19 protein-coding genes are annotated in these 22543 nt (G+C 40.6%); 11 read left to right on the top strand and 8 right to left on the bottom strand.

Translation table 11 applies throughout. From position 1 onward, the window contains the following. Positions 1 to 3: 3 nt before the first annotated feature. Genes sbnA through OCI93_RS16455 form a run of 4 tightly spaced genes read right to left on the bottom strand, consistent with a single transcriptional unit; the run spans position 4 to position 2877 of the window. Positions 4 to 990, bottom strand: a complete 987-nt coding sequence (sbnA, locus tag OCI93_RS16470; protein ID WP_261594458.1) for a 2,3-diaminopropionate biosynthesis protein SbnA — start codon at positions 988 to 990, stop codon at positions 4 to 6. Then, entirely contained in the window at positions 987 to 1397 is a 411-nt protein-coding gene (locus OCI93_RS16465) for a ParB N-terminal domain-containing protein (RefSeq protein WP_261594459.1), read from the bottom strand. Before OCI93_RS16465 ends, sbnA begins: the two co-directional genes overlap by 4 nt. A gap of 42 nt (positions 1398 to 1439) precedes the next feature. Next, entirely contained in the window at positions 1440 to 2060 is a 621-nt protein-coding gene (locus OCI93_RS16460) for a LysE family translocator (RefSeq protein ID WP_261594460.1), read from the bottom strand. Continuing rightward, positions 2047 to 2877 carry a formyltransferase family protein gene (locus tag OCI93_RS16455; RefSeq protein ID WP_261594461.1) on the bottom strand — a complete coding sequence of 277 codons (831 nt, stop codon included), beginning with the start codon at positions 2875 to 2877 and terminating at the stop codon, positions 2047 to 2049. The genes OCI93_RS16460 and OCI93_RS16455 overlap by 14 nt, the downstream gene beginning before the upstream one ends. A gap of 802 nt (positions 2878 to 3679) precedes the next feature. Here OCI93_RS16455 and OCI93_RS16450 point away from each other — a divergent pair. The 7 genes from OCI93_RS16450 (at position 3680) to OCI93_RS16420 (ending at position 13594) form a co-directional block, all read left to right on the top strand. After that, complete coding sequence (locus OCI93_RS16450) at positions 3680 to 4930, top strand: efflux RND transporter periplasmic adaptor subunit (RefSeq protein ID WP_261594462.1); 1251 nt, start codon at positions 3680 to 3682, stop codon at positions 4928 to 4930. A gap of 9 nt (positions 4931 to 4939) precedes the next feature. After that, positions 4940 to 5668: an ABC transporter ATP-binding protein gene (locus tag OCI93_RS16445; protein WP_261594463.1), complete on the top strand. Its 729-nt coding sequence runs from the start codon at positions 4940 to 4942 to the stop codon at positions 5666 to 5668. A gap of 9 nt (positions 5669 to 5677) precedes the next feature. Further along, complete coding sequence (locus tag OCI93_RS16440; protein ID WP_261626839.1) at positions 5678 to 8113, top strand: ABC transporter permease; 2436 nt, start codon at positions 5678 to 5680, stop codon at positions 8111 to 8113. An 85-nt stretch (positions 8114 to 8198) separates the two neighbouring features. Then, positions 8199 to 9584, top strand: coding sequence for a sigma-54-dependent transcriptional regulator (locus OCI93_RS16435; protein ID WP_261626838.1), 1386 nt, complete (start codon positions 8199 to 8201; stop codon positions 9582 to 9584). 17 nt (positions 9585 to 9601) lie between these two features. Further along, positions 9602 to 10930 (top strand): sensor histidine kinase, encoded by a 1329-nt coding sequence (locus OCI93_RS16430; protein ID WP_261594466.1) that lies wholly within the window; start codon positions 9602 to 9604, stop codon positions 10928 to 10930. A gap of 127 nt (positions 10931 to 11057) precedes the next feature. Then, positions 11058 to 12851: a glycoside hydrolase family 3 protein gene (locus OCI93_RS16425; RefSeq protein WP_261594467.1), complete on the top strand. Its 1794-nt coding sequence runs from the start codon at positions 11058 to 11060 to the stop codon at positions 12849 to 12851. Positions 12852 to 12859: 8 nt separating this feature from the next. Beyond that, positions 12860 to 13594 (top strand): 5-oxoprolinase subunit PxpA, encoded by a 735-nt coding sequence (locus tag OCI93_RS16420; RefSeq protein ID WP_261594468.1) that lies wholly within the window; start codon positions 12860 to 12862, stop codon positions 13592 to 13594. Between the two features lie 391 nt (positions 13595 to 13985). Here the strand turns inward: OCI93_RS16420 and OCI93_RS16415 are convergent, their stop codons facing one another. From OCI93_RS16415 to OCI93_RS16405, 3 genes are all read right to left on the bottom strand, one after another. After that, positions 13986 to 14345: a cupin domain-containing protein gene (locus OCI93_RS16415; RefSeq protein WP_261626837.1), complete on the bottom strand. Its 360-nt coding sequence runs from the start codon at positions 14343 to 14345 to the stop codon at positions 13986 to 13988. 68 nt (positions 14346 to 14413) lie between these two features. Continuing rightward, a complete protein-coding gene (locus OCI93_RS16410) occupies positions 14414 to 15139 on the bottom strand; it encodes a YebC/PmpR family DNA-binding transcriptional regulator (RefSeq protein ID WP_261594470.1) in 726 nt (241 codons plus the stop codon). Between the two features lie 88 nt (positions 15140 to 15227). After that, positions 15228 to 15863 carry an HAD family hydrolase gene (locus tag OCI93_RS16405; RefSeq protein ID WP_410007641.1) on the bottom strand — a complete coding sequence of 212 codons (636 nt, stop codon included), beginning with the start codon at positions 15861 to 15863 and terminating at the stop codon, positions 15228 to 15230. Positions 15864 to 16327: 464 nt separating this feature from the next. On the opposite strand from OCI93_RS16405, the gene OCI93_RS16400 reads away from it, so the two are divergent. The 4 genes from OCI93_RS16400 to OCI93_RS16385 are packed head-to-tail and all read left to right on the top strand — an operon-like array spanning position 16328 to position 22156. Beyond that, a complete protein-coding gene (locus tag OCI93_RS16400; protein ID WP_261594471.1) occupies positions 16328 to 16567 on the top strand; it encodes a hypothetical protein in 240 nt (79 codons plus the stop codon). A 53-nt stretch (positions 16568 to 16620) separates the two neighbouring features. Continuing rightward, a complete protein-coding gene (locus OCI93_RS16395; RefSeq protein WP_261626836.1) occupies positions 16621 to 17832 on the top strand; it encodes an exonuclease SbcCD subunit D C-terminal domain-containing protein in 1212 nt (403 codons plus the stop codon). Beyond that, positions 17829 to 21491 (top strand): SbcC/MukB-like Walker B domain-containing protein, encoded by a 3663-nt coding sequence (locus OCI93_RS16390; RefSeq protein WP_261626835.1) that lies wholly within the window; start codon positions 17829 to 17831, stop codon positions 21489 to 21491. The genes OCI93_RS16395 and OCI93_RS16390 overlap by 4 nt, the downstream gene beginning before the upstream one ends. Then, positions 21491 to 22156 (top strand): class I SAM-dependent methyltransferase, encoded by a 666-nt coding sequence (locus OCI93_RS16385; protein WP_261594474.1) that lies wholly within the window; start codon positions 21491 to 21493, stop codon positions 22154 to 22156. Before OCI93_RS16390 ends, OCI93_RS16385 begins: the two co-directional genes overlap by 1 nt. Here OCI93_RS16385 and OCI93_RS16380 read toward each other — a convergent pair. After that, a complete protein-coding gene (locus OCI93_RS16380; protein WP_261594475.1) occupies positions 22128 to 22511 on the bottom strand; it encodes a response regulator in 384 nt (127 codons plus the stop codon). The two genes, OCI93_RS16385 and OCI93_RS16380, sit on opposite strands and share 29 nt — an antisense overlap. Positions 22512 to 22543 lie beyond the last annotated feature (32 nt).

The raw sequence follows: 22543 nt of genomic DNA, 5'->3' as shown, positions 1-22543 counted from the left end.
TGATTATATTCCTTTAATTATTGTATGTAACGGCTGATTGGGCTTGAATGTTTCATCAGGAAAATGTTCATTCAGCCACTGAGGTGAATAAATTGTATTGAGATAACGCTCCCCTAGATCAGGGGAAATTGCGACAACGGTCGAACCTTTGGGAATTTGATCTGAATACTGCTGTACGCCAGAAAGTACCGTGCCGGTAGATCCTCCGATCAACATTCCCTTTCTAGCAAAGGCATGGCACATAGCCAACGTTTTTTGCTCTTCCACACGTATTATGTCATGAAAAGAAGATAACCGACTGATAGGCGGCTCTTTACTTGCACCAAGTCCCGGTATCTTGCGTTTACCACTGACTCCACCGAAGGTTATAGAGCCCACAGAGTCAACCGCAATGATTTTAGTATGAGGCAAATTACGAGAGAAAAAATGACTTATGCCACCTAAAGTTCCAGTTGTACCGGCCCCCACAAAAACAAAGTCTAATGTAGGAAAATGATTAGCGATTGATTGTGCTGTGGTTAAATAATGTGCCTCGATATTGTCAATATTCTCATACTGATTGAGCCAAGTTAAAGATTCATCTTGTTGACACATTGCACGTATTTTTCTGATCCTGCTATTTAAAAAGCCCCCATTCTCGTCTTTATGAGTGACTTTAATAATATTTGCACCATATGATTTTATAAGACGCTCTGAGCTAGGTAATATATTGGGGTCAACAACACAATTAAATTCATAGCCTTTGGCTGCACAAATAATACTAAGTGCTATACCTAAATTTCCTGAAGAGCTTTCAATTATCTTACTACCAGGTTTAAGTTTACCCTGAATCTCAAGCCTACTAATCATTTTTAAAGCTGGCTTTATTTTAATAGAGCCACCTATCGAGAGACCTTCTATTTTCATATATAAATTAGCATGCGGTAATATTGTGTGTTCTTCTACGAAAACATCATCTAACACCAAATCTAAATGAGATTTATATATCATGATATAGCACCCGATAAGAGTTCAATCGGAAGTTCATACTCAATAGGGATCATAAAGTTAAGTTCATGTCTGGTTGACTTTTTCATAAAAAGCTTGCCTGAAAGTGCTTTAGATATTACCTTTGACTTATCCATATTTTCACCGGTTTCCCAGCTTGTCACTCTAATTAATGGACTATTATAATCCACCATTAAGCACGGGATTTTTGTGAATTTTAGCGTTTTTGCTGCACTATATCTGTGGTGACCATCCAAAATTACATTAGTATGCTTGTCAACTAAAAGAGGATGAGTCCAGACTTTATTTTTTGCAATTTTTTCAGCTAAGTAACTCGCATGAGTTGCGCAGTGTTCTTCAGATGGTAATAGTGATGTTAAAGCTTTAAAGCCAAGTTTTAGCTCTGGCACCTTCATATCATTTACTCCTAGTTCCTTGGTTGATATCACTTTCTAGAATGCAGTATAAACACCGACAGAAGCCAAAATTATGCCTGGCAAAAAGTCGAATATTTTATATTTAACCTTTCCTTTGTAATTAATGCTGCTTAACATGCAGTACAACAAATTGAATAATGTGGCACCAATACAAAAAATCAAACCCAAGATTATAATAAGGTAACTATCTGCTTCTTGTTTTGGTATAAATTGAGGCAAAAATGACAAAAAGAATATACTAACCTTTGGGTTCAATGCACTAATAATAAAGCCTCTACTAAAGTACTTTACTGTGCTTTTATTAACATCAACGTCTATTTCATCATCAACTGTAACTTTTTTATGCTTTTTTAATACCTCTATTATTATATTTACACCCATCCATATGAGGTAAGCCGAACCTAGGTATTTCACAGCACTAAATAAAATTGGATTGCCAGCAATAATTGCTGACACACCTATGTAAGTGATCAATACATGAAATAAATAGCCAGCAAATAGTCCCGCAATACTTGGGAGCGCAGCTGGCCATCCTTTGTATTTGTGATTACTAATGACATAGAGCACATCAGGACCTGGCACAGCATTAATAACTAAGCTCGTTGTAAGAAAAAGCCAAAGGTTAAGCTGCTCCATAGTGAATGCCTTCAATATTTTTAATTGTTAAAAAGGCATGCTCTGCCAGTAAACGTTTTTGTTCAGTAAAATTTTTTGCGAGAAATAATGGACCATACTTATTTTGAACCTGAGCATCTAATAATGAAAAGCAGTCATTTTTATTACAGTAATTAGCTAAAAGGCTAAATGCAGCCATATATGATGCAGCCTTAACTGCCCAAATTGACCCCATACTCCATAAGTCTTGCAACTGTGTTGTATCAATGATATTGCCTTTGTCGATACCACTATTTACATAATGAATTGTCGCTCCAGCAGCTTGCTCAACTTGCTCCGAAGTTGCGCACAATAAGAATTGCTCAATAGCATACATACCTCGCGCATAGGGCAACACCGCAGAATGCGCATTAATGATTCGACCATCAAATACGTCAATCCACCAGTCACTCAAAATACAGTCTAAAAATATGGCTGCACATTTAAAAGAGGAATCAACTTGCACCCTTTCTTGTAATTTATTGCAATTAAAGCCTTCAACTACAACAGTGTTAGTCGCACTTAGACAATGCTTTTCAGGGATCCCAAATTGACTAATCATACTAAGTTCGGCTGAGGATAAACCTCCATATGCCTGATGAAACTTCTGTAGTTCACTTTCATCAAGTGATGTCCTTCCTGCATAAGTTGTATGTAACTTATCGAGATTCAACCGACTTAAAGAGTTTCGATCACGAACAACAAAAATGAAATTATCGAAGCTATTGTTGTCATGCATCTTTTCAACAAGATAGCCAGTGTGAAAAAGCGCTTCAGTGAGCACGTATAGCGTCTTCATAGACCAGTCCTTTAATTCTATATTTAAAAGCAGGCAAAACTGTACCTATAACAGTAAATGCCTAACGCATTGTGGTTGTAAACCACCTGACATGTCAATATTTATTAATAAAATTATAACTTTAAATTAATTGTTGTTTATATAATATTTCTAAAAACAAAATTCAAATAAAGTAAAGAGTGAAAACCATTAAAGCCCAGCATGCAAGATGAGCAACACCACAATAAAAAAAGTAAATAAGAAACTAAATATCAAAGACTTAAATTAAAATTTAGTTTTTTTAGATTCTAACTTTTTAGCTTAAAAGAAATAAAAAGTAGGGGGAAATAAAAACAAAAAACAAACAATTAATAAACAATTAGTTACTTTTATGCTCACAGTGATATCGCGTTAGAGCAATATTGCAGTGAATAACATAGCCAATATAGCATTACAAATACTAAAAAAACCTAATAAAGTTAACAAATTCATATAAAATCTAAGTCTAATAGTGAAAATAATATATACAAAAATAGGCATACATTACTGCTCCACAATGAACTGTGAAGCAGTAAAGCACTCAACTTAAAGCATGAGATAATTACTTAGATTAAGCTCAAGCAACGATGTGAAGCATATTCTTTTCAAAAAAGCCTATTCACTGTCATCTGATCCCACTTTTAGGATCTGTCTCAATACAAATCCCATATTTAGGACTGCAAATTCAAAAAACAATTAAAACCCTTTAAATTCAAATCCTTAAATTTTGGCACAGTGTCTGCACTCTTCTACTTATTCATACTGAATTTTATTAGGAGCTTAAATGGACATCGCAGTGTCAACCAAAAAGAAAACGCATGTTCGCAAGTTTTTTATCGCAAGTATAGTACTCGCCATATTATTTACGGGTATTTATCAACTTTGGCAGTTTAGCCGAGCAGCACTCACACTTAGTGCTAACTCATTAGTTATAAGCAAAGTACAAAAAGGCGACTTTACCGTAACGGTACGTGGTAACGGCGTACTGGTACCAGAGAAAGTACAGTGGTTATCGGCCAGTGGCGATGCAAAAGTAGAAGCCCTACTATATAAACCCGGTCAGCAAGTACGAAAAGGTGACGCAATTGTTCGTCTTACTAACCCACATTTAGAGCAAGAGCTTGCAGAAGCACAATGGGAGTTGTCAGCATTAGAGGCTGAACACAAGGCAAACGATTTAGCCGAGCAAGCAGCCATTGCAAAGCAACGATCTGACATGCTTAACGCACAAATGGCGTTGGCCGGCGCAGAGCATGAATATCAAGCACATTTAGAATTAATCGAAACAGGCGCAGTATCAAAGCTTGACTTTCAACGCGCGAAAATAACGCAAGACCAAGCTAAACAAGCACTCAGTTCTGCCAAGTTACAAATGACAAAGTCGAGTAAAAGCCTACAGGCCCAGCAACATGCCCGCTTTGCTAGGCTCAACCAGTTAAAAAACCGCGTATCACGTATTCAAACCCAAGTTGATGAACTGACAGTTCGCGCTTCAATTAACAGTATTATTTTGGCGCTTCCTGTCGAAGTAGGTCAGCATGTCAGTATGGGTAGCAACATAGCCAAACTGGCTGATCAAAGTGCGTTAATTGCAGAGCTGCAAGTGCCAGAAATTCAAATTCAACAAATTATTGTTGGTCAAAAAGTTACCATAAGTACACAAAATAGCGAAGTGCTAGGCAATGTAACCCGCATAGACCCAGAAGTAGTACAAGGTAACGTACAGGTAGATGTCGCATTTTCTGAGCCACTGCCAAAAGATGCACGTCCAGCACTGAGCGTAGATGGTGAAATTACCATCGCTGAACTAACCAATACGCTGTACGTGTCGCGGCCATTATTTTCTCAAAGTCAAACCCAATCCAGTGTTTACAAACTAAGCTCAAATGGTTTAATGGCTGAGCGCACAGGTGTAAAACTGGGGTTAGGGTCTGTCAGTTATGTACAAATCATTCAAGGGCTTAAAGCGGACGATAAAATTATTACGTCCGACCCAAGCCGCTTTGAAAGCTACACTCAATTTAGAATCGATTAGGAAAGCACCATGACTCAATGTGTATTACAACTCAACAACCTATGTAAAGTATTTTACTCAGATGATTTAGAAACGCATGCACTTAACAACATATCATTACAAGTGTTTAAGCAAGAATATATTGCCATCTCTGGTCCATCTGGCTCTGGAAAGTCAACCTTGCTCTCTTTGCTTGGCCTACTCGATACACCAACATCAGGTAGCTATCAGTTAGCAGGGCATGAAGTAAGTAACCTAACTAAACCGCAGCGTGCGCAAATAAGAAACAAGCAAATAGGCTTCATTTTTCAGTCATTCAATTTGATCAGTGATTTAGATGTAATGGAAAATGTCGAGTTACCCCTCACCTATCGTTCAGACTTAACTAAGTCACAAGTGAAACAAATGGCGGCTGAGGCTCTGGCAAAGGTTAATATGAGCCATCGCACCAACCATTACCCTTCACAGCTATCCGGAGGGCAACAACAGCGTGTAGCCATTGCTCGTGCAATAGCAGGTGCGCCAAGTTTAATCTTAGCCGATGAGCCTACAGGTAACCTTGATTCAAAAAATGCCCACGATGTATTAGCGCTACTAGACCAACTTCATCAAGAAGGCGCAACTATCTGTATGGTTACACACGACCCCCGTTCGGCACAACGCGCACAGCGCAACATCGAAGTACTTGATGGACGTATCGTTAGCGACCATAAAAGCCAACCAGCAAATGCAGATAATGCGCAAGCTGTAAACTTATAGGGGTCTATAATGAGTATTCGCAGCGATATAAAATATGCCATACGCTTGTTAGCCAAAAAGCCCAGCTTTAGTGCATTAACGATATTTGTTATGGCCACAGGAATTGGTTTAAGCGTGTATTTGTTCTCATTTATGAACACCATGCTATTTAAACCACTGCCTTTTACTGATGGCGAGCACTTGATTGAACTCTCCACCTCAATGAACGGCAAACGTAATTTTGGTGATTTTAACATCCATGATTTTGAAGAAGTAAAAGCAAGTTTAAGCAACATAAGCGAGTTTAGTAGCTACCGAAACTCGGTTGTTAATATTGCTGGCAGAGATGGAGCTCGCCGATACAGTGCCACCGATGCTCGTGCTAATATGTTTTCACTTACTCGCACCAGCGCACTATTAGGCCGCACGTTTAGTCCAGAGGAAGACAAAGTGGGCGCGCAAAACGTGACCGTTATTGGTTATGATTTATGGCAAAATCATTTTGGCGGCAAATCAGATGTGCTTTCAAAAACACTAAAAATTAATGGTCAAAACTACCAAGTGATAGGCGTAATGCCTGAGGGTTATTACTACCCACGCCGTGCCCAATTGTGGCGTCCGCTACGTGACAATACCCAACAAGTAACACGCACGCAAAATAGCCAAGTTACTGGTGTTGCGCTTAGGGAACCTGGCACCAGTATTGAACAGCTAGATCATGAACTAAGCTTGATTATGCAGCGCCTTGAACAGCGCTACCCAAAAACCAACTCTGGCTTAGGTGCCTACGCTCTCACTATGCATATGTCTACCGCAGATGGCGGCATGCCCGTCGTTTATGTCATGCACGTAGCTGCGGTGTTAATTCTCATTTTAGCGTCGGTTAACGTGGGTAATTTACTATTATCCAGAGCCGTTGAGCGCTCTCAAGAAACCGCTATTCGTGTTGCATTGGGTGCGCCCACTGGCCGCTTGTTAAGCCAGCTGCTTTGGGAGAGCATTTTAATTTGTGGTTTGGGTGGCTTAATTGGTTTATTGGTTATGGGTTGGGGGCTTGAAGTAACACAAACCGTCACTAATCAGTTTTTTACTGATCGGCCGCCATTTTGGTGGAACTTTGGTATTGATGCCTATTCGCTTAAAATCTTTTTTGCCTTTTTGGTGAGCACTATTTTTGTGACTGGTTTTTTACCTGCATGGCGCAATATTAATGGCGACTTTAACGCCGTATTGCGTGATGGTACACGCGGCGCACTGGGCAAAAATGCGGGTAAACTAAATAAAGCCCTAGTGGTTGGCGAAGTATTTTTATCTATTACCATTTTAATTGTCGCGGCGGTTATGATCACCGGGAGCTTTAAAGCAACTTACGCCGACTATGGGGTTAATACTCGCAATAAGCTCACCGGCCAAATAACACTTCCTGAAGAACAATACCAAACTGATCAACAAAAAATTCAGTTTGTACAGGCACTCAACTCACAATTAGCAACACATAATATATTACAAGACACTATCATCACCTCAGCTTTACCCGGCTTTGGTGATAAACGCCCAGCAGTTGCCATTGCCGGGCAAGAATATGCCAAACAAGGGCTATCTAGTTACCCAAGGGCCAATCAAATCGCCGTATTCCCAGGTACTTTAAGCCACTTAGAGGCACAATTGGTAAAAGGCCGATTATTTACAAATTCAGATAACAAAATAGACAAACACACTGTTATTGTTAGCGATAGTTTTGTAGAGCAATATATGGGCACTGAACAACCGCTTGGTCAAAGAATTCAATTTATTAATGAAGACTCGAGTAAAGGCCCTTGGCTTACCATTGTGGGTGTGGTTAAACATATCGTGCAAACTATGCCTAACCGAGATAGAGCATCAAAAACGCCGTCGGTTTATGTGCCGTTTGCACAGTCTCCTCGCTCATCGATGTATATAGCAGCAAGCATCCACAGCGATATGAGCCTTGCAAAAGAGGCGCTAACAAACGCTATCAACCAAGTGGTTCCGCAGTTACCTATTTTTAATATCGATAGCTTAGATGGGCGCTTAACCCAACGCGTAGCACCACTGAGATTTGTGGGTGGTGTGTTAATGTTATTTGGACTGGCATCGTTCTTACTTGCCGCCAGTGGTATCTATGGCGTGATGGCCAATACCATCTCACAACGCAATCAAGAGATTGGAGTAAAACGGGCATTAGGCGCAAGCGAGCAGCATATAAGTAAAGAGTTTCTTATCTCAGGAACTAAACAGCTATTGCTAGGCGCAGTACCGGGTTTAGCGATTGGCTTGGGTTTAGGGTATGCAATGTCGGTGCCTATTGGCGTTGAATTTAGCGATATTGTGATTGCGGCATTTGTACTCACAACACTGTTATCAGCGGTGGTTTTACTGGCTACTTACTTGCCAACCAAGCGTGCGCTGGTGAACGAACCAGCATACGCTTTACACAATCAATAACAACATACCGACACAGCGTAGTTTTTATATTTGCTGCGCTTTGTCGTACACTAAACTCATCTAAGCGCGTGATTAACAAATATTTATGAGCAATCCAATTTTAATTATTGATGATGATGAAGGCATAAGGCATGCACTAAGTCTATTGCTGATGGAAGAAGGCTACCCCAGCTTACAAGCAAATAGCCCGATCATCGCCAAACAGCTGTTAAAAAGTCATACCTTTAGTATGGTGATCACCGACCTTAACTTTACCCAAGATACCACTTCGGCTGAAGAGGGCTTGGCGCTCATTCAACAATTAAGACTAGATGATGAGCAACTGCCCATTCTTGCAATTACAGGGTGGGGCAGCATTGAAATAGCAGTTAAAGCCATGCAGCACGGTGCCAATGATTTTGTGCAAAAACCATGGGAAAACGAACGACTGATCACGATTGTGCGCACACAATTACAATTGGCTAAAGCCAACAAGCGCAGCCAAAAACTGGCTGTACATAATCAGCTACTGCAAAACGAACTGGGTTTTATTTCAGGGTTAATTGCCCATTCAGTACAAATAAAACAAGTGCTCGCCACACTATCGCAAGTGGCTAAAAGCGATGTAAGCGTATTACTTACTGGCGAAAATGGTACAGGAAAAAGCTTGTTTGCTCGCTATTTGCACGACCTATCAACACGCAAAGAAGAGCAACTGATCAGCGTTAACATGGGTGCAGTCAGTGAAAGTTTGTTTGAAAGTGAAATGTTTGGCCATGTAAAAGGCGCTTTTACCGATGCCAAATCGCAGCGTATTGGCCGGTTTGAATTAGCCGACGAAGGAACGTTATTTTTAGATGAAATAGCCAACACTCCCTACTCACAACAAGCAAAATTATTACGCGTACTTGAAGAAAAGCAGTTTGAAAAAGTAGGGGCCAGTAAAACTCAATCAGTTGATATACGGTTAGTTGCCGCAACGAACGCTGACCTCACCCATGCTGTTGCAACGGGGGAGTTTCGTAAAGACTTGTTATATCGTATTAATACCGTACAAATACATATTCCACCTTTACGTGAACGAATAGCAGATATTTTGCCTTTAGCGCATTATTTTTTAGGCCGCGTTATAGAAAAATATGCCGCGCAGGGGCGTACATTAACCGCTCAAGCACAGCGTGCATTACAAGACTACCACTGGCCCGGGAATGTGAGAGAGTTAGCACACATTATGGAGCGCGCTCATATTTTAGCGCCAACAGAGCACATAGATGCCGAACACCTAAACCTAACGCCAGTGCAACAACCAAAGCATGTAGAAATACATCCATATTGTACTGTGGATACTGCACACCTTACTTTGAATGAAATAGAGCAAGATGCACTGGTGCGAAGGCTGGCATTTTATGACGGGGATGCCGTCGCTGCAGCACAGTCTTTGGGCTTAAGCCGAAGCACGTTCTATCGTCGTTTAAATAAAGCGGGTAAATAACGCCTAGGAAATTCATAATGCCTAAACACACCCCCTACGAAACTCAGCTAAGTATGATTTATCTAGCAACTGCAATACCTTTGTTGCTGCTGCTGATAATCACTATGCTGTACACAGACATCTCAGTTTGGCTGATTGCATTATGCGCTTTACTTGGCACCATTATGATCATTTGGAGTGGTGTTCATATCAGGCAAAAAGTCGTGTATCAACTGCGTACACAAACTAACCTTATAGAGGCACTCGCACAAGGTGATTACAGCTTACGAGCACGAGCTGGGCAATATGAGCATGAATTAGCACCGCTTTTTAGCGCAATTAACCGCCTAGCACAGCGACTAAGCGCGCAGCGCTGGCAGTCGGTCGAGTCGCAGCAACTGGTGCAAACCGTACTCGAACACATTGATGTCGCTATTTTAGCCATTGATGAGCAACAACATGTTCAGCTATATAACCCAGCAGCACAAAAATTATTTTCGCTTGATAGCAATAACTCATTCATTAAGTTACCTAAAGAGCTAGTACCCGTGAATGCGCTTAGCGAAGGCCAAAATAAAGTGATTGAGCTGCCAATGGGGTTACAATCAAAACGCTTTAACTTACATGTGGAGCACTACTTAAGTGAAGGAAAAACGTATAAGTTGGTATTTGTAACAGATGTTCATTCGCTGCTCAGACACGAAGAACGTAATGCATGGCAACGATTGATAAAAGTAATGAGCCATGAGATCAACAATTCACTTTCTCCCATTGCATCTATTTCACAGACCTTGATCAAAATAATCAACAAACAAAGTGATATAGCGCTTAAAAGTAATATTACCGATAACTTAGAATTTATTGGCAAACGCGCAAGCGACTTAGGGCAATTTATTGAAAGCTACAATCAATTAGCCAGATTACCCGAGCCAAATTGTAAGCCCTGCTCATTACAAAAATTACTAAGCAATTGCCAACAACCTTTTAATAACTGTGAATTTAACATAATACTAAAAAGTGATGTCATACTTCACATTGACGCAGTACAAATAGAGCAGCTACTAATCAACCTATTTAAGAATGCACAAGACGCTGCACAGCAAAGTGAGCGTAAGTGTAAAATTGATATTGAGTGGGAGTTTGTTGGCCAGCAAATTAGAATTCGAGTGTGTGATAATGGCGCTGGCATTGGTAATTCTGATAATTTATTTGTACCATTTTACAGCACAAAACAGCATGGTTCAGGCATTGGTTTGGTGTTGTGTCAACAAATAGCAGAAGCACACAATGGCCGTTTATCTTTGCATAATAGACCCCAACAAACAGGTTGCTGTGCATTATTAGCATTACCGTATAACGTGGAGTAAGTGATGATCATCGCCTTAGGTTATCAATCACCTGCGGTTAATGCTAAATTAGCCATTATAAAGACAATAACTATTAATTTATATGACGTGCTTTAGGCTTTTAAAACCACTAGGTATCTTTTTCGCCATGACCATTTGCAATACATCAGCGGCTTCAATACGCTCAGAACAGCCATTAGAAGTTCAGTTAGGCCAAAAGTTAATGTTAGACTTTCGCTACTTTTGCAGCCAAGGAAAGAGTAAATCATGTCGTGAACCCATGACCCGATTACCCAATCAGTTGGCTGACGTGATCAGTAAATATCACATCGGCGGGGTTATTCTATTTTCAGAAAATACCGCCAATACTGAGCAAATTGTTAATTTAAACAACCAACTGCAACATGCAGCAAAACAAGCCCAATACCCTCACCCACTCTTTATTGCCATCGATCAAGAAGGTGGCCGTGTGGCACGTATAAATCGTGAACAAGCCACCTCATTTACCGGTAATATGAGTATTGGTGCGACCTATCCAAAACATGGCACACACTATGCCAGCAGCGTTGCAACTGTCATCGGTAAAGAACTCAATAGCCTTGGTATTAATGTAAATTTTGCGCCAACGGTTGATGTCAATATGAACGCTGACAATCCAGTGATCAATGTACGCTCCTTTTCTGAAAACCCAGACACGGTGGCAAAATTAGGAGCCGCTCAAGTTAAAGCCTTTGAACAACAAAATGTTATTTCAGCGCTAAAACATTTCCCGGGCCATGGTGATACGCACGTTGATAGCCATACTGGACTGCCAAGAGTGGACCATGATAAACACACTATTTGGAAAAATGACTTAGCGCCTTTTCAAGCGGTGATAAATACCAATGCGCCGGGTATGATCATGACGGCACACATTCAGTATCCTGAACTTGATAGTAGTACGCTAGCAAACAAACATGGTGAGCAAATGCTAAAACCCGCCACGATGTCGCGCGCTATTATGCATGACTTGCTACGTGTTAAGTTAAACTATCAAGGCGTTGTGATCACCGATGCACTTGATATGGCTGGTATTAGTGACTTTTTTGATTCCACATCTGCTGTGATTGAAACCTTCAAAGCAGGTGTAGATATTGCGCTTATGCCAATTGCAATTCGTACACCTGATGATATCAAGCAGTTAGACCTACTATTAAATGCCCTGACTTCAGCAGTGCAAGAAGGCAAACTCAATGGTGAAGAAATTAATCGTTCTGCGGCACGTATTAACCGACTTAAACAACGTCATTTAAAAAATACCAGCAATCATTCAAGCGCGATTGCTCAAGCCACATTAGGTAACCCCGGACATCGAAAACTAGAAGCAGAACTTGCGCTGGCAGCCATTACCCAAGTTAAAAATGAACAATTACTGCCTTTAAACGCAGCAACCCATCAACGTTTACATTTAATTATGCCTGATATGCGCAAGTGTGAAGCCATGCGCCGAGCACTTAACACCTTTAGTAAAGCCCCTTTACAGATAACTTGTAACAGCTTGCAAGGTTTTGACCCAAAAGTAGCCGAACAACATATTACTAGCGCTGATGTAGTGATAGCTGCACATGCCAGCCCACAACAAAGCGCTGTAGAAATTGGGGGCATGGAAGATGTTACCAGGCTAGAAAAGTTCTCTCTTTCTCGCAAACAGCAACCTCAAGCGCTGCTGACACTATTAAGTTCGGCCAAAAAGCAGCACAAGCCAACTTTATTTATTAGTTTGCGTGCGCCTTATGAGATAAAGCAATTTGCCCCTGTCAGTGATGCTGTATTAGCAAGTTATGCTTACAACATTGATGTTGATAATGATGAACACGTTAAAGGCCCTGCTTTTACCGCTTTAGCAAAAGTGATATTGGGTTTAGCACCTGCTAATGGCGCATTACCTGTAACCATAAAATAGGAACAACCATGCTATTAAACTGTGATCTGGGAGAAAGTTTTGGTGCTTGGAAAGTAGGCCTTGATGAACAAGCTATGGCAGTCATTGACTGCGCTAACATCGCTTGTGGGTTTCATGGAGGTGATCCAGACGTTATTAGCAACACACTAAAACTTGCGAAACAACATCAAGTTATGATTGGCGCGCACCCAAGCTATCCTGACTTGCAAGGCTTTGGGCGTCGTTCAATGAATATAAGCCCAGACGCATTAACCAATCTCATTCATTATCAGGTTGCAGCACTTGATGGTATGGCACAAGTTCAAGGGCTTTCACTTACCTACATCAAACCACATGGCGCACTCTACAACGACATGATGAAGGACGAAACACTACTAACCACGATAATTAAAGCCACTGCCAGTTATCCTAAAGAGTTAAAGCTGATGATACTAGCAAGCGCTCAGCAACAAGCTCATCGAACGTTAGCGGCTAAATTGGGTGTGCAACTATTATTTGAAGCATTTGCCGATAGGCTTTATACCGATGAAGGGCTGCTTACTTCGAGAACTAAAGCAAATGCAGTACATAATAAAACAGCGCTTATGGCTCAAGTTAAACAACTTGTACAGCACGGCTGTGTAACCACCAGCTCTGGTAAGCAACTACCTTTACAAGCAGACACTTTATGTGTGCATGGTGACAATGAAGCTAGCATTGCACAAATTAAAGAGATCAGTATTTTACTAAGTCAGAGTAAGTAAGCCACAGATAGTTAAGAACACGGCAGTACCAAAACATACGCCTGCCGTCTTCCTGACGAAGGTTAGAATCTCTTAATGAAGCCTTATAAATCAATAGACACTGGCGTTTACATAATGGGTTATAAAATCAAACATCTGACTGAGTATTGGTGACCAAGTTATCGATACATAACCTGTTATTTTTGAAATAAGATCATTCCTCGCATTATTCGAGCAACAAAAGTATCAATAACTTAGATACAATTTTTATATATCGATGACTTTTGTTTGCTATTTGAGCATCAATCACAAGTAGCTAGCTCAAAAAAGCTCTTCGCGTACTTGGTAGCAATAAGGCAGGTATCGCAGTAAATTATAGCGATCATTATTTTACTAACTTAGTATGCATAGATCACACGTCTTTTTCTTCAATTATGGTGCGATCACCATGGCTGGGTGGTGTAGAGATCACCAACATATTTAAGGTTTCAAGGCTGGTGTTCTTTAATTGGTGTGGGGTGTTAGCACTCACATGCATACCCTGCCCACTGAGTAATATAAATTGCTCACCATTGACTTCTAGCCATGCTTTACCATCTAAAATATAAAAAAACTGCTCTGCAAAATGATGAAAATGCCTGACTTCTTGTGCGTTAGGTGGTAATCGCTCTTGAATCACACTGAGCCCTTTAGTCGTGGCTAAATGCCAGCCATCGCACACATCACCCCACTTATAATGCTCTGAGTTATCCATGCTTACTATCTTGCTCATACTATTTACCCCAAAAACACAATAAAAAAGCCGAGCAACTTGCTCGGCTTAAACTATTAGTATTGAAATTAATCTTTTACAATCGCATTATGATACACATTCTGCACATCATCACAGTCTTCTAGCATGCCAATGAACTTTTCAAAGTTAGCAATATCATCAGGGTCTGTAATATCAATGTGTGTTTGCGGTACGAATGTAATTTCGTCTATCTCAAAGTTAATATCTTCAAATGCGTCTGTCAGTGCTGTTTTGGCTTTGTAATACTCTGTGTGAGGCGCAAATACCGATACTTTTCCTTCTTCAAGTTCTACATCGGTAACATCAACGTCAGCCATCATCAGCGCTTCTAATACTGCTTCATCATCATCGCCATCAAACCCTAAAATAGCGAAGTGATCGAACATATGTGCCACGCAGCCCGGGTTACCAATTTTTGAGTCTGTTTTAGTAAATGGTAAGCGCACATCTTTAATAGTACGATTAGGGTTATCCGTTAAGCAATCTACAATCACCATGCAATTACCCGGACCATAGCCCTCGTAACGCGCTGTAGAATAATCTTCGCCCGCACCGCCTGCTGCTTTTTCAATTGCTTTATCAATAACGTGTGCTGGAACTTGATCTTTCTTTGCTTTGTCCATCAAACGACGTAAAGACAAATTTGTTTCCGGGTCAGCACCACCGTTTTTTGCGACTACGTAAATTTCTTTACCATATTTTGAGTTTACTTTGGTTTTTGCCGCCGCCGTTTTTGCCATGGCGTTTTTGCGGACTTCAAATGCTCTGCCCATCTTAATTCTCGTTTTATAGATTAAATTGACGAGATTTTAACAAGACTCGAGCCATTGGGCTAGCGTTTGATGGGATTGCTATTGTCACCTAGGTAAAAGCCTTTACAAGCTCAGGAAGTTCATCGAAATTGCGTATTATGTGGTGTGACTCACTTGCGAAGTGTGGCATGTCTTCAGGCACATACAAGCACGAGCGCATTTTAGCATTGTGAGCCGCCTGAATATCATACAAATAATCACCAACATACATACAATGAGGAGGCGACAACTGCCACTGTTTGGCGATATCAAGTAAGCCACTAGGATCTGGTTTAGCAGGCGCATCGTCACGTGTTAAAACCAATGAAATCGGTACATTGCACTGTTCAATTTTAAGCTTTGCAGCACGGCTAAAGTTTCGTGTCACAATTGCCATCGGTATCTGCATATCGCTTAAACGTTTAAGACAGTGCGACACACCAGGTAAGAGTTGCGCGTTTTGTGCATCTAACATTTCATGCTGATGAACAATGTTCATCGCTTCTTGGCGCATATAGGGAGATGGAAGTTGTGCAATAAATTCGAGCAAGTCTTGCTCTCGAGGACAACCTACTTGAGCTCTGATCAACTGAAAATCCAGTTCAGAACTCACCAAGGTGCCATCTAAATCAAATATAATACCTTTTATTTTTTGCTGGATCATAGTACTACTATATGAGCACACTTGTGCATTGAGTTGTAACATTATTATCCCTGCCAATCAGTGGCGAATGTTATTAAACCATAGGTCACAGTCAATCATCTTGCAACTGTGTATGGATATGAAATTTGCAAGCTCATTTAACCCCAATTATTACCCTTAGAACAATAATCAAAGCCTATTTGCAACCGCTATAAGCGCTGCATTATCACGTAATTGCAAAAAAAACTCACTCCCCTTCTTATATCTAAATACAATAAAATATATGAAAATAAATGCTCATTAGCTTCAAAGCGCCTATAAATTGGCGTGCCAACCTGATATTTTTCTCAATTATTGTCTCTATTTTATAAATAAATAAAAAAAACACTTTTTTTTGTTGATATTTGAGTGGATTTGTCTTTAAAATCGCGCACTTTTTTATTTCGTGCAAAAATGCCATAAAAAGTTGGCCTCACTTTTGCTCGTATAAATAAACCCGTTTAGCAAAAAGAAATGTGGTGAGCAGTATGGATTTTTACATCCTAAAAAAACAAGAGAAACTTGTTGCCATTCCAGCGGATGAGCAAAATTGCAAAGAATACTTAGATGATGGCTATTTTTATGTTGATAAAGTAGCAGCATGTAATGAGAAGTCGGCTTTAAAACGTTTGCAAACCAAGCAAGTAAAAGCTTTTAAAGCGCCTGCTTTATTGCTATTACTTGTTTTACCTATAATTCTTTTTGCTTGGATGCAAATAAGCCGTTAACCAAGCACACCGACAATGATATATTAGCGTTTCTACCATCAAGGAAACGCTGAATGAAAGTATTGCATACATCTGATTGGCATCTGGGCCAACAGTTTTATGAACACAGCCGCGCGCAAGAGCAACAAGTATTTTTAGATTGGCTTATCAATATATTGCAAACGCAAAGTATTGACTTATTGCTCATTGCAGGTGATATCTATCATACAGCTACGCCCCCAGCAAGCGCAGAGCAACAGCTTTATAGCTTTATCAAACAAGCTAAACAGTTTTGCCCCAACTTACACATTGTGATCATTGCAGGTAACCACGATTCAGCTAATCGTATTGAAACAGCAAAGCCGCTTTTGCAGTTGTGTGATACACATGTTGTTGGTCGCTTCAATAAACACGCCCCAGAGCAAGTCGTTAAATCTATAACAACTAAAAATGGCACAGCGCATGTCGTTGCAATGCCATTTTTAAGAGCCGCAGATATAACGATGACAGCTGATACAAGCTATCAACAAGCCGTTGCGCAGGCTTATCAACAAGCACTAGATCATGCAAAGCCTTTAGCAACACAAGCGCCTCTTATCTTGATGGGACATTTACACGCTAAAGGAGGGGATATTTCTAGCGACTCAGAAAGAAATATTTCCATTGGTGGCTTTGAAGCCATTAACGCAAATATCTTCAGCCAAAGTGCTGATTATGTAGCATTGGGGCATTTGCACAAAGCACAATGCGTTGCAAAAAGCGAACACATTCGCTATAGCGGCACACCATTGCCGATGTCTTTTTCAGAGAAAAATTACCAACACCAAGTATTAATCGCAGAGTTTGAAGGTAAAAAACTAACAGCTGTAAAGCCCCTTTACGTGCCCCGTCACCAACAACTGATACTGCTTCCAGAAAAAGGCGGGACAACTCTTAATCATTTGTGTGAGCTTGTAAATGCACTCACATTCAACCCTGAAGAAGCACCCTGTTATATTCGCCTGCGCTTAAATGCCAGTGAAACAAGTAGTCAGTTTCGTACCGCTATTGATGAAGCCCTCGCTGATAAACCGGTATTATTTTGTGGTATTGAAAGAGTAAACCAACAGCAAACAAACGATGAACCACACTTTAGTGATTTGGGTAACATTGAACAACTAGACCCTATGACGTTACTTTCATTGGCTTTTTCTCAACAGGTAAATACTGATGAAGCAGTGCCTGATGAAGTAAAAGACTGTTTAGCACTTGTTATTAATTCAATGGATGAAGAAGCAAACATATGAAGTTACTTAGTCTAGGCATAAAAAACCTTGCATCTTTAACCACAGCCGAAGTAGATTTTGAGCAAGCACCATTGAGTCATAGCGGACTTTTTGCTATCACAGGCGATACGGGAGCTGGCAAAAGCACCTTGCTAGATGGCATATGTTTAGCGCTATACGCAAAAACAGCGCGCCTAAAAAATGACTTAAAAAATACCGTTGCATTTAATGGGGATGAGATAAAACTCAATGATCCTCGAAATTTATTGCGCAGAGGGTGTGCACAAGGTCACGCTGAAGTGCAGTTTATCGGTCAAGATGGTGAGCGTTATATTGCTCGCTGGAAAATTGAGCGTGCTAGAAAAAAGATCGATGGAAAATTAAAAAGGCCTGAGCACCAGCTTATTCGCGTTAGCGATGAATCACTCATCACGCAATCTAGCAGTGCAACTATCAATAAAGTCGAGCAATTAATTGGCCTAAGTTTCGAGCAGTTCACTCGTGCGGCATTGCTTGCTCAACACGAATTTGCAGCCTTTTTAAAAGCCAGTGCCGATGAGAGAGCCCAGCTGCTTGAATGCCTAACTGGTACAGATAAATTTAGCCGCTTAGGACAAACTATTTTTGAGCGCCACAAAGAAAAGAAAGCGACACTTGAACAATTACAACAAACTCTGGCTAGTTATCAGCTATTATCCGATGACGACTTAAAGATATTAAACACCAAATTAGCCGATAATGAAAATCAACTGAGCCAATTAAAAACACAAAGTAACGCCTACCAACTCGATATTCAATGGCTTGATATTGCCCAACAACAACAACAAAAGTGCCAACACTATCAGCAACAACTCCAACAGGTTGAAGCACAATTGCAAACGCAAGCTTCAGCTGTTAAGCAAGCTCAATTGGCACAGCAAGTTCAACAAATAGCTGATAATCGCCAGCAAGTAGATTCTCTTAATTACCAGCATGGTCAATACAAACAACAGCATGCACAATTGGCTAAACAAGATTATGAACAACAATTAATTACCCTACAAGCACACTTATCAACGGTTCAAATAGCTCAGCAACAAGCAACCGAGCAACTGCTAGAACATGAACCTAAAATAAAGCAAGTACGCAAACTAGATAACCAGCGTTTAGTTGCACAACAGCAACTATCAGATAATACAAAACAACGAAATATCGCCCAAGCTCAATATGAAAAAAGCCATGTTGAGCTGCAAAACCAAGATACCCAGCTGACTGAAAATAAAGTAGCCCAAGCTGCACTTGAGTCTCAACTTGAACAACAAGCAAGATTTGCTTCAGCCTATGAAAATTGGTCACAGTTAGCACGTCTATTTGAAGATATTAATGACTGTACTTTGCGCATTGGCCATGATCAAAAACAACGTCAAGAGCAATCTGTAACACATCACGAACTAACACAAAAAGTGGCTCCTTTAGAGACTCAAATTAAACATCAAACACATCAGTTATCAGAGCTAGAGCAACAGCAACAAACACTGCAGCAGCAACTTGAAGTGCTAGATTATGAAACATTGCAAAAGCAGCACTACAACTTAAAATCGGCTCTTAACGTCTCGCAAGAAAACCAAAAATGCGAGCACGAATTATTGCAATTAACCGCCAGCCTTGACAAATACCGTCATCAGCAGCAAACACTCAAGTTGCAATTACAAGATACTCAACAGCAGGTTGAATTGCACAAACAGCGTGCACAACTCACTCAAGACAACCTAACACAAGTACAGCTGCGAGCCAGTGATAGCATTAGTGCACTGCGCGCACAGCTCAGTGCAGGTGAAGAATGTGTGGTGTGTGGTGCCACAGAACACCCATATGGTGTTGAACATATCGATGATCACTGGCAAACGTTAATAACCGACTTCTCAGAACAACAACAAAAAGCAGCACTAGCTCAACAACAATCACAACAACGATACAATGAACAGGTGGTGGCTCAGGAGCAAGCAAATGCTCAATTACAAGTATCGTTACAGCGACAAGCACAACTCAAAGAGCAACAACATAAGCTCAATACACAATTGCAATCACTCGGCTATGAGCACGATATTGATGCTAACGATGCACAGCAGCAATTAAGCAAGATTGAGCAAGGTTTAACTCAATACAGCGAATTGAGTAAGCAACAGCAACGAGTGTGGCAAGCCTTAAAAGAGATGCAACAAACACTCAACAATTCACGCCAACAACATGCGCAAATACAGCAACAAATAGCGCATTTAAACAGCCTTATTGCCACCACTGAACAGCAGCAACAAACAACCCAACAAGCGATGTTGCAACAGCAACAAAAAGCACAGCAGCTTTTTCCAGATGAGGCGTGGTGGCAAAGTTATACACAAAACGCACAGGTAGCCATTGAGTCACTTTCTGAGCAGGTGAAACAATACGATAACGGGCAAAAGAGATTAATCGAACTACAACATACTCAACAACAGCTGCAATCACAATTTAGCCATAGTGAGCAAAACCATAATCAGCATAAAAATCAGCTCGACAAGTTGCAAATTCAACTCAAACAACATCAAAATACACTCGTGACGCTTGATGAACAACGTGCCGCCCTTTTAGCGCTTGAGCACAGTGTTGACGATTGGTTCGAGTCACTACAAAGCCAATGTGAACAGACAACCCAACAATTAAATGATGCTAAGGCGCAGCTCACACACATAGAGCACGAAAAGCACCAGCAAGCAATCAAGCTCAATCATTTACAAGTACAAATAAGTGACAATGAAGAGCAGCAGGCTAAGGTGACACAGCGCTTTGATAAATGGCTACAATCGCAACAACAACATTACCCAGAGCTGGATACACACTTAGTCAAACAATTACTATCTAAGCCATTTTCAGAATACGAGCAAATTCTAGCTGATAACCAACAGCAACAGCATCAGTATGCTCAAGCACTGGCGCGATTCAATCACTTGCAAGAGGAAATGGACCAACATACTTCACAGGCCAGAACAAAAAGCTCTCAAGCCGAAGTAGAAGCCGCTTTAAAACAAGTAATAGAGCAAATTGAGCTAACGCAATCACGCTGGCTAGAATGTAGTACTGCGTTACAACAACATAAACAGAATTTGGCAAAGCGCACTGAGCAACAATCAAAACTAACGCAAGTCCAGAGCGAATATGAGCATTGGTATTTACTCGATAAGCTATTAGGAGATGCCACGGGTAAAAAGCTACGTAACATAGCGCAAACACAAACATTAAGAATTCTCCTACAATATGCCAATCAACACTTAGCAAGTCTCTCTAAACGCTATCAACTAGCAATAATTGGTCATTCGCTTAATATCGCAATTATTGACCGGGATATGGCCGACGAACAACGTTCAGTTAATACCCTATCCGGTGGCGAATCTTTTCTTGTTTCATTGGCTTTGGCACTTGGTTTAGCATCTCTGTCAGCAAATAAAGTACAGATCAACTCATTGTTTATTGATGAAGGTTTTGGCACCTTAGACCCAGAAACCTTGAGTGTAGCGCTAGATGCACTAGACTCATTGCAAGCACAAGGTCGCAAAGTCGGTGTGATCTCACACGTCAGCGAAATGACTGAGCGTGTAGCAACACAAATACACGTTAAAAAGCAGCCCGGTGGCTACTCAAATATTCAAATTAAAGGGCAAACTTAATGCCAACTTTTAAAGCAGATGAAGCGCAAAATTACGAACAACGAATTACTCGACTCATTCCTGGGTATGATCTGCTGCACGACTTAACTGCGGCACAATTAAAAACGCTACTACCCGATGAAGCAAAAATTTTAGTTGTAGGAGCTGGGACGGGTAAAGATATTATAACTCTTGCGCAACTAAACCCTCACTGGCACTTTATTGCGCAAGATATTTCTGAAGATATGCTTGCTATTGCAGAACAAAATTTTACTAACTTAGGCTTAAGCGCCAGAGTAACTATTATGCAGGGTGCTATCACATCATGTAGTGAACATATAGATGCAGCACTTTGCTTGCTAGTATTACACTTTTTGTCTGATAGCGGGGAGAAGCAAGATTTGCTCAACACTATTCGCGCGCAACTGCCTAACAGAGCTCCTTTATTTTTAGCCGACCTCATGGCACCAGAAACAGAGTTTGAACGTGAATCTCAGCTATTAGCATGTCGACAACTAGGTTTAACCGAAGTAGGGGAGCAGCGTATGCGTTACAATTTACATAACGAGTTTTATCCGCTAGATAGGATGCGTTTAGCTGAATTGCTTGAACAAACTGGCTTTGCTACACCTCATTACTACTTCAAAGCATTAGGGTTTACTGGGGTGGTTTGTCGCGCCGACTAAAAACAAGTTGTAACTGTCGTTTTAAGGTGTTTAGAGTAAAAGGCTTAACCATCATGCCGTCAATTTGTGCCGAAATTAAGTTAAGTACAGTTTGTTTATTATCATCGCATGTCACGACTAAAACCGCTAAGTTAGCCTGCTTTAACTCAGCTCTTATTTTATCAATTAGCTCCTGCCCATTCATTTTTGGCATATTTAAGTCTGTGATTAATAAATCAAACTTTGTAGCTTGTAGTAACTCAATGGCCTGTTCACCATCAGTTGCTTCACTAACATCTGTATATTCCAAGCGGCGTAGCATGTTTAACATAACATGGCGCATCAGTGGCATATCATCAACCACGAGTATTTTCATTCCTTATTGCATCCCTAGCAACGACTCTTATG

It is taken from the genome of Pseudoalteromonas holothuriae (assembly GCF_945859825.1).
GTDB classification, from domain to species: domain Bacteria; phylum Pseudomonadota; class Gammaproteobacteria; order Enterobacterales; family Alteromonadaceae; genus Pseudoalteromonas; species Pseudoalteromonas holothuriae.
The sequence above is the reverse complement of the archived record's forward strand: the minus strand, read 5'-3'. Positions and strand labels throughout refer to the sequence as shown.